8 protein-coding genes and 1 pseudogene are annotated in these 8,796 nt (G+C 66.4%); 5 read left to right on the forward strand and 4 right to left on the reverse strand.

Annotation, left to right across the window (positions count from 1 at the left end):
• A pseudogene (locus QOD90_RS16075) lies at nt 1-730 on the reverse strand (hypothetical protein); the annotation flags it as partial.
• Nucleotides 731-1,018: 288 nt separating this feature from the next.
• Here QOD90_RS16075 and fadD4 point away from each other — a divergent pair.
• On the forward strand, nt 1,019-2,551 hold the full coding sequence (fadD4, locus tag QOD90_RS16080; RefSeq protein ID WP_526351408.1) for a fatty-acid--CoA ligase FadD4: 1,533 nt from the start codon (nt 1,019-1,021) through the stop codon (nt 2,549-2,551).
• A gap of 5 nt (nt 2,552-2,556) precedes the next feature.
• Nucleotides 2,557-3,495, forward strand: coding sequence for an enoyl-CoA hydratase/isomerase family protein (locus tag QOD90_RS16085; protein ID WP_526351410.1), 939 nt, complete (start codon nt 2,557-2,559; stop codon nt 3,493-3,495).
• Here QOD90_RS16085 and QOD90_RS16090 read toward each other — a convergent pair.
• The gene (locus QOD90_RS16090) at nt 3,492-4,757 is read right to left on the reverse strand and encodes a YncE family protein (RefSeq protein WP_526351411.1); all 1,266 of its coding nucleotides are present in this window, start codon (nt 4,755-4,757) and stop codon (nt 3,492-3,494) included. The two genes, QOD90_RS16085 and QOD90_RS16090, sit on opposite strands and share 4 nt — an antisense overlap.
• 25 nt (nt 4,758-4,782) lie before the next feature.
• On the opposite strand from QOD90_RS16090, the gene QOD90_RS16095 reads away from it, so the two are divergent.
• Entirely contained in the window at nt 4,783-5,238 is a 456-nt protein-coding gene (locus QOD90_RS16095; RefSeq protein ID WP_526351413.1) for a hypothetical protein, read from the forward strand.
• A gap of 349 nt (nt 5,239-5,587) precedes the next feature.
• Here the strand turns inward: QOD90_RS16095 and QOD90_RS16100 are convergent, their stop codons facing one another.
• Together QOD90_RS16100 and QOD90_RS16105 are read right to left on the reverse strand one after the other, a co-directional pair.
• Nucleotides 5,588-6,316 (reverse strand): GntR family transcriptional regulator, encoded by a 729-nt coding sequence (locus QOD90_RS16100; RefSeq protein WP_526351415.1) that lies wholly within the window; start codon nt 6,314-6,316, stop codon nt 5,588-5,590.
• 2 nt (nt 6,317-6,318) lie between these two features.
• Nucleotides 6,319-7,467 (reverse strand): acyl-CoA dehydrogenase family protein, encoded by a 1,149-nt coding sequence (locus QOD90_RS16105; protein WP_526351417.1) that lies wholly within the window; start codon nt 7,465-7,467, stop codon nt 6,319-6,321.
• Between the two features lie 154 nt (nt 7,468-7,621).
• Between QOD90_RS16105 and QOD90_RS16110 the strand changes: the two genes are divergently transcribed.
• Both QOD90_RS16110 and QOD90_RS16115 read left to right on the forward strand, forming a co-directional pair.
• Nucleotides 7,622-8,536, forward strand: a complete 915-nt coding sequence (locus tag QOD90_RS16110; RefSeq protein ID WP_526351421.1) for a hotdog family protein — start codon at nt 7,622-7,624, stop codon at nt 8,534-8,536.
• 20 nt (nt 8,537-8,556) lie between these two features.
• Nucleotides 8,557-8,763, forward strand: coding sequence for a hypothetical protein (locus tag QOD90_RS16115; protein WP_526351419.1), 207 nt, complete (start codon nt 8,557-8,559; stop codon nt 8,761-8,763).
• Nucleotides 8,764-8,796: the final 33 nt, after the last annotated feature.

An 8,796-nucleotide genomic window follows, 5' to 3' on the forward strand; every position in this document is an offset into this window, starting at 1 on the left:
CGCGGCCGCCGTCGCCGCCGTTGCCCGACAGCAGCCCACCGTTGCCTCCGGCCCCGCCGGAGCCGGAGGTCACCGCGCCGGGGGAGTCCTCGTTCAATGCTGCGGCCCCGCCCCCGTTGCCGCCAGCCCCGCCGTTGCCGATCAAGCCCGCCGATCCGCCATTGCCGCCATCACCGGCTCGGGCGCCACCATCGGAGAAGGCATCGCCACCGGCACCACCGGCACCGCCGTTGCCGATGAATCCGGCTCGGCCGCCGTTGCCGCCGTCCTGGCCCGGTGCGCCGTTCCCTCCGGCACCACCATTGCCCAACCACAGGCCCCCGCGGCCACCGTCCGCGCCCGCGACTCCCGGTGCGCCGTTGCCGATGAGCAGTCCGGCGTCGGGGTGTTCGGCGGTGCCGTTGCTCACGAACACCGCGATTAGTGCGCCGATCAGATCGGGCACGGCCGCGGCGTCCACCGGACTCGCCGCAGCGAGCGGCAAGGGGTGCAGCGCCGCAACCCGCTTGGGTGGCGTCGCGGCCGCGGGCGTCGACCCGAACAGCCCGGTGCATAACAGGTCGGCGCACATCGGCCCGTTCGACGACGTCGGGGGAGCCGGTGCCGCGTCCACCGCCGTCAGCCGGACGGCGACGTCCACGGTGGACGGGTCGTGCAAGGTGGCCATCCACAACCCGACGGCGGTGGCGACGAATGCCGACCCGACGGCGGGACGGACGAAGTGGGCCATGAGCACTCCTTGGCGAGCCTGGCAGCGGAAAGCGGTGGTGCGACCATTACCTAATCACGGCTTCGCATCGCGCACAGAGGAATTCAGGCCGACCACGAGTCGATGCACAGGTGCCTACGTCTGGACACCAGCCCCGGTGCCCAACAGACACAAAGTGCCCTGAATCGTCGAGATTCAGGGCACTTTGTGTCTGTTGGGCAGTGGCACCTGGCGCACGCTCGCCGCTAGGTGAGTGCCTCGAGGGACCTAGTTGACACCTGTCAAGTTGGCTCGTCGTAGAGTCACCTCATGCAGATTCGCGACACCGCCGTAGCGACCCCCGACAAGCCGGCCATCATCATGCATCCGTCGGGGACGGTGATCACCTTCGGTGAGCTCGAAGCCAGGGCGAATCAGCTTGCGCACCTCTTCCGATCGGCAGGCTTGGTCGAGGGTGATGCCGTCGCGATCCTGATGGAGAACAGCGAGCACATGCATGCGGTGATGTGGGCCGCTCGCCGGGCCGGGCTGTACTACGTCCCGATCAACACCCACCTCACGGCGGCCGAGGTCGCGTACATCATCGACAACAGCAGCGCGAAGGCCATCGTCGGCTCAGGCGGTCTTCGCGACACCCTCGCTGGCCTGGGCGCCGACTTGCCCAACGGACTGCCGTCGATCCTGCTCGTCGCGGACGGGGAGCTCGACGGTTGGCACCGATACCCGGAATGTGTTGCCGATCAACCCGTTACCCCGATCGATGACGAGATCGAGGGCGATCTGCTGCAGTACTCCTCGGGCACCACGGGACGGCCGAAGGGCATCAAGCGGGATCTGCCCCACCTGCCGCCCGCCGAGGTGCCGGGACTGATGTCGGCCCTGATCGGGTTCTGGATGCATCCGGACGCCGTGTACCTGAGCCCGGCGCCGCTCTATCACACGGCGCCGTCGGTCTGGTCGATGCAGACGCAGGCAGGCGGCATCACGACCGTCATCCTGGAGAAGTTCAGCCCAGAAGCGACGCTGGAGGCGATCCAGAAGCACCGAATCACCCACGGCCAGTTCGTTCCAGTGATGTTCACCAGGATGCTGAAACTCCCAGAGGCCGTGCGTAATTCGTACGACGTCAGCAGCCTGGAGCGCGTCATGCACGCGGCGGCGCCGTGCCCGGTGGAGATCAAGAAGCAGATGATCGACTGGTGGGGGCCGATCGTCGACGAGTACTACGCCTCCTCTGAAGCCATCGGCTCCACGCTGATCACCGCCGAGGACTGGCTGACCCATCCGGGGTCGGTCGGCAAGTCGATGATGAGTGCGTTGCATATCCTCGACGAGGACGGCAACGAACTGCCCGCCGGTCAAGCGGGTGAGATCTACTTCGAGGGTGGCTTCGACTTCGAATACCTCAACGACCCCGGGAAGACGGCGTCATCGCGGGACTCGCACGGTTGGAAGACCGTGGGGGACATCGGCTATCTCGACGAAGACGGCTACCTGTACCTGACCGACCGGCGTCATCACATGATCATCTCCGGCGGCGTGAACATCTACCCGCAAGAGGCGGAGAACATCCTGGTGACCCATCCATTGGTGATGGATGCCGCGGTGTTCGGCATTCCCGACGAAGAGATGGGCCAACGCGTCAAGGGCGTCGTGCAGACGGTGGACCAAGCGGACGCCACCGAGGCATTCGCCGACGAGTTGCTCACCTGGCTGCGGGATCGGTTGTCGCACTACAAGTGTCCGCGGTCGATCTCGTTCGAGGCGCAGCTGCCGCGCACCGACACCGGCAAGCTGTACAAGCAGGAGCTGATCGACAAGTATTCGGCCCCGGTCGGCTAACCGGAGTGCACACCGTCGACATCGGCGACCCCCCGGCGCCAACTCCTCTCGGCGTCGTCGTTGCCTCCGGTGACATAGGTGCGGCGGGCGCCGACTATTGGATGAGGACAGCGACTTTCACGCTCGTCGAGGGACCTTGCACCGATCGTCGGACCGTTTCCGTTGACTCGGTACCCGTTGCTCTCGACCAGATAGCCGAACGCGTGGCGCGGTGGCCGCAAGCCGCAACGGTGTGCGACGACGTGCTGCGGATCGTGAAGCCCGACGGGCCGACGCTCCCCGGTGTCCTCACGGAGTCATTGGCCTACTCGACGCTGCAGGCCGGTCCCGAGTTCGCGCGCTGGTTGGCCGAGCGTGGACCAGCGACAGTGCCGGTGCTGCCCGATCCGGTGGTCGTTGAGCGAACGAGGGACGATCTGCTGGTGCGGTTCAACCGACCGACGCGTCACAACGCCTTCTCCACCGATGCCCGCGCGGCGTTGCTCGAGGCCCTCGAGATCGCGTGGCTCGACCCGTCCGTGCTCGGTGTGATCCTGAGTGGGAACGGCCGGTCATTCTGCAGCGGAGGGGATCTCGCAGAGTTCGGCACTCTCGATGATCCCGCAAGCGCCCACTTGGCGCGGACCCGGCATAGCCCCGCGTTGGCCCTCGACGCGCTGACGATGCGATTCCGCGAGGGATGCCGGGCCGAGGTGCACGGTCAAGTATTGGGCAGTGGGCTGGAAATGGCGGCGTTCTGTGGACACGTCACGGCCAAGCCCGACGCGGTGTTCGGCCTTCCGGAGCTCGCGCTCGGCCTGATTCCCGGCGCGGGCGGGACCGTCAGCATCACGCGGCGAATCGGCCGCTGGCGTACGGCGTATCTGGTGCTGTCGGGTCAGACGATCGATGCCGCCACCGCTCTGGACTGGGGCCTGGTCGACGCCGTTGACCCCGAGCGCTAGCGGAAGAGGCCGCCCAGCAGGCCACCCACCCCGCCCAGTACCCCACCGACCGTGCCGGTGACTCCGGACACGATCGCGCCGAGCAAGGCGCCAAGGCCGGATTGGGGTGCAGGTGGGGGTGGAGGTGGAGTTACGTGCGTATCGACCACGTCGAGCCAACCGCCCGAGGGGTCGTAGACTTCGTAGCTGTTGCCGACGACGTAAACCCTTGTCCCGTCTGGACTTACGGTAATATCGGTCGGCTGACGGTGGCCCAGGGTGGTGCGCCCTACGACCTGGTTCGTTGCGGTGTCGATGGCGACGAGTTCGGAGGCGTACGTCGGGTCGTTGGGCCTGTTGTCGGGGGTGATCACGTAGATCCGCCGCCCATCTGCGCTGATGGCAAGGCCTGGGTCGCCCGAGACTTCGCCGCCGGGGAAGTCCTGCACGGCAGGCACTACCTTGATGGTGTTTCCGGTGGTGGCGTCGATGACCACGATGTCTTCCTCGAACCTTTGCGTGGCCGAGACGTACCGGTCGAAGCGTACGTAGGCACGCTGGCCATCCGGACTGATGACCATGCCCATGACGGAGGCTTGGTCGGTTCCCGCCAGGCTGTCGAGTTGGGTGTGGACCACCGTGACCGCGTTGGTCTGGGTATCGACGATGTGGATGTCGCGCGCTGAGTCCCCACCAAGGGCGTAAAGCTTCTTGCCGTCGGCAGTGAGTGTCGGGAGGTAACCACCACTGATCGTCTTGACGACCGCGCCTGTCGACGTGTCGATCACTGCAATTTGGGGCTGCTGACTGTTGCCGGTGGTGTTCGTCGAGGCGTACAGGTACTTACCGTCACGACTGATCACCTCTTCGGGATTGACGTATCCGAGCGGAGTGGGGGATCCGACCGGCGCACCGTTCGACGCATTGAACGTCTCCACGTACACCGTGTCGAAGCTGCTGCCGACGACTTTGAAGCTGTCGGCAAACACCCGGGTGCCATTGGTGGCGACGTCGAACACGGGGTTCTTGGTGTTGATGGTCTGATCGATCGTGCCCGTGGTGGTGTTGTATCGGTCGACGTAACCGGCGAGCGTCGGACCATCCCAGTTGTATTCGCCTGTATATACGTACTTGCCGTCTGGGCTGACGGTAACGGCATTGGGTGGACCGTTGAGCGCGACACTGGCAACGACCGAGGGATTCTGCGTGGTGGCGGGCGCTGCGGTGGTCGCCGGCGCCGCGGCTGCGATGGTCCGTGCGCTCGGGCTGACTGGCGCACTCACTGAATGTGGTTGAGGTGTCGTCGAATTGGCAAGGTTGGAAACGAGGGAGTTCGCGACAGAGCTGATGGCTCCTGCCACGTTGGCGGCGGCGTCGGCCAACGGATTCGAGATTGCCGGAGCGGTCGGGGGTGTGACGGTACGCTTCGCCGCGGTAACCGATGCGCCATGTGACGTCGTGGTGTTGGTCTGGAAACTGCCCGTCATGGCCCGAGCCGACGAAGCAGTTGGTGAAGCCGGTGCTGCCGCGCCCTTGTTGAGCGCAGCATTGAGCGTGCCGATCGAATTCGACAACGTGTCGTTGATCGAATTGGTGAGCGCCGACAGGGCTGCGGCCGGTGATGGCGCGGGCGCGGGTCCGGAAGCGGCGGAGGCCGGCTCACTCGGCGTGCCTTTCTCGGTCTCGGCGGCGGCGACCCCCGCGCCGTTCACCAGCGCGGCACCGACGCCGAACGTGATGGCTCCCGCTCCGAGCCAGGTGTAGGCCTCGACGTGCTTCGATGGCGCGCGGTGTCGGCCGCGCTTGCCGTCTCTGTCGCGCGTCCGTTGCGACTTGCTGCGCCGACGTGTGCCTGCCATCTTGGTCTCCCCCCAGAGTGCGACGAGGACATCTACATCTGGATCACAGCCGTCGCTCAGCAACCCCCCAGCATGTTTCTAGCACGTGCGTGAAGTTTGCGCGAGGACTTGTCGCTGCCCGGCGTATAGATTTGCCGCCCACAATCGACATCGCCGTCAACTGCTTCGATAGCAGCACAGAAGTGTGCTGTATCTACAGCTGACTGCGTGTATCACATAGCACTGAGGTTGCTGTGCCGTCCGTTGCCCGATCGTCAGCTGGAGCGGCGCAGCGTCACCCGATAGGTGTACTGCTCTGGCAGAAAGTGGCTGACGGCCAACTCGACGGGGTTGCCCGCCGCGTCGGAGTACAGCCTGTCCACCCGCAACATCGGATGCTCGCGACCGCAGCCGACGGCCGCGGCGACCTCGTCGTCCGCCGTCGAGACGGTAATGGACTGCGCCGCCTCGGCTATCGGAAGGCTCAGGTGCGGCTCCGTCAGGCCGATGACGGTGCTGGTGCTGACGGCCCCGTCGGCCAACTCGGCGAGTCCGAGCACAGACCTGGCGACCGACTCCGGCAGGTGTACGCGGGTCAGCACGAAGGGCACACCGTCATGCAGGCGACGGAACGTCACCGTGTAGACGACGTCGTCGTCGAGTCGCATTCTGCTGGCCGCGTCGACGTCGACCCGACGGCGAAGTCCGGCAAGCACTTCCATGGTGGTGTCGTCGGAGAGGCTCATCAGGTCCTCGATCGAGCCGAGCTGCCTCAGGTACCGGTGTCCGCCATCGCGGGCATAGGTGCCGCGCCCAGGCACCCGGTACACCACGCCCTCGGCGACCAGGTCCTGAAAGGCGCGTCGGACGGTCTGCCGGGACAGGCCGTGCTCGGCGACGAGCTCGGACTCGGTCGGCAGACGTGCACCGTCGCTATACAGCCCGGCGGCGATGTCGTCTCGAAGAGCTTGGCGCAGAGCCTGATACGCGGGAGGGGCGCGCATGGTCAGATCCCGCCGCGGGCCACCAACTGGCCGGCGATGACGTTGCGTTGGATTTCGTTGGTGCCCTCGCCGACGATCATCAGGGGCGCGTCGCGGAAGTAGCGCTCGACGTCGTATTCGGTCGAGTAGCCGTAGCCGCCGTGGATTCGCACCGCGTTCAGTGCGATCTCCATGGCCGCTTCGGAGGCGAACAACTTGGCCATCCCTGCCTCCATGTCGGCACGCTCGCCGCTGTCGTAACGGTCGGCGGCGTGCAGCGTCAACTGACGCGCTGCGGTCAACTTGGTCGCCATGTCGGCGAGGTAGTGCCCGACCGCCTGGTGCTTCCAGATGGGCTGGCCGAAGCTTTCGCGTTCCTGGGCATATGCCAGCGCATCCTCGAGAGCTGCCGTGGCGACCCCGAGTGCGCGCGAGGCCACCTGGATGCGTCCGGTCTCGAGGCCCTTCATCATCTGGCCGAACCCCTTGCCAGGCACTCCGCCGAGGACGGCGGTCGCGGGAACCCGGTAGTCGGCGAACGAGAGCTCACACGATTCGACGCCCTTGTAGCCGAGCTTGGGCAGGTCCCGCGAGACGGTAAGCCCGTCGCCGTGTTCGGCGAGAACGATCGAGATGCCCCGGTGTGCGGGTGTCGCGGCGGGATCGGTCTTGCACAGTAGGGCGATCAGGCCGGAGCGCCGCGCGTTGGACATCCAGGTCTTGGCACCGTTGATCACCAGGTGGTCACCGTCGGAGCGGGCGACCGTGGTCATGGCCTGCAGGTCCGAACCACCGGCAGGCTCGGTGAGGGCCATGGTCGCGCGGACGTCGCCGGTGGCCATGGCGGGCAGGTAGCGCTTCTTCTGTTCGTCCGTGCCGAAGAGATCAAGGAGCTTGGCGACGACGGTGTGGCCACCCATCGCGCCGGCCAGACTCATCCAGCCCCTTGCCAATTCCTGGGTGACCAGCACGTAGCACCGCGTCGACACCGGTGTGCCGCCATACGCCTCGGGCACGGCGAGCCCGAAGATCCCGATGCGCTTCATCTGCTCGATCCTGGCCGCCGGGTATTCGTTCGCGTGCTCGACGTCGCGCACGGTCGGCTTGACGTCGCGGTCGACGAATGCGCGAACGGTCGCGACCAGCATCGCTTCTTCGTCGCTAAGATCCATGGCGTTCATAATGTACGGCCATATTGACACATCGATCACCAGGCTGCCAGCATGTGAAGCCGTGACTTTGTCCGGCCATATCTCCGGGCCTCTCGATGGCGGCCCACACTTCGACGACCTCGCCGTCGGGCAGGTCTTCGACTGGGCGCCGTCGATGACCTTGACCGCAGGTGCCGCCGCCGTGCACCAGTCGATCCTCGGAGACCGCATGCGGCTACCGCTGGATCAGACTTTGACGCATGCCGTCACCGGGGCTCCCGCGGCCCTGGCGCACCCCGCCTTCGTCTGCGACGTGGCGATCGGCCAGAGCACATTGCCGACGCAGCGCGTCAAGGCCAATCTGTTCTATCGGGGGCTACGGTTCCACCGCTTCCCGCTGCTTGGTGACACGCTGTATACCCGAACCGAAGTCGTTGGCCTGAAACAGAACTCGACGAAGTCGGGGCGCCCTGCGACGGGTCTGGCCGCACTGCGGATGACGACGATCGACCAGGCCGACCGGTTGGTCCTCGACTTCTATCGCTGCGCGATGCTTCCGCTGCGAGACGGCGCGGGTGACACCGGCCACGCCGACGACCTCTCGACGATCGGCGCCGATACCTCCGGACCCGCCGATCCGACCGGCGACTGGGATGCCGACGCCTTCCGCGCCCGGGTTCCCGGCCCACACTTCGATCCGGCCATCGCGGGCACCGTGATGCGCAGTACCGCCGACGTCGTTTCGGCTGCGCCCGAACTCGCTCGGCTGACCCTCAACATCGCCGCGACGCATCACGACTTCCGCGTCGGCAGCCAACGCTTGGTTTACGGCGGCCACACCATCGGACTGGCGCTGGCGCAGGCGACCCGCGCGCTGCCGAACCTGGTCACCGTGCTCGGCTGGCAGTCCTGCGACCACACCGGTCCGGTGCACGAGGGCGACACGCTCTACAGCGACCTCCACGTCGACGAGGTGCTTCCGCTGGCGGGTGGCCGCGGCGGTCTGCTGACGCTGCGGTCGGTCGTGCACGCAGTTGGTGAGCCGGACCGGCAGGTGCTGGACTGGAGATTCACCGCCTTGCTGTTCTGACAGCGCCCATGATGACTACCGTGAGCGCGGTGCAGCGGGAATGGGGGGCCAGCGGACTGGCCTACCTGACCGGCCACCCGTCGGGTGCCCCGGACTTCTCGCGTGCCGGCATGCTCGCCGCCGCCAGGTCGACCGCCGACGAACTGCACCGCCACCTCGGGGTCACGGTAAACGTCGCCGACGTGCTGGCCGGTCGAGCAGCGCTCGCAACGGCCCATCATCAGTGAAATCAGCTACGTAGCAGAGCTTTCCGGTGTTCA

Source organism: Mycobacterium sp., assembly GCF_032161845.1.
Lineage (GTDB): Bacteria > Actinomycetota > Actinomycetes > Mycobacteriales > Mycobacteriaceae > Mycobacterium.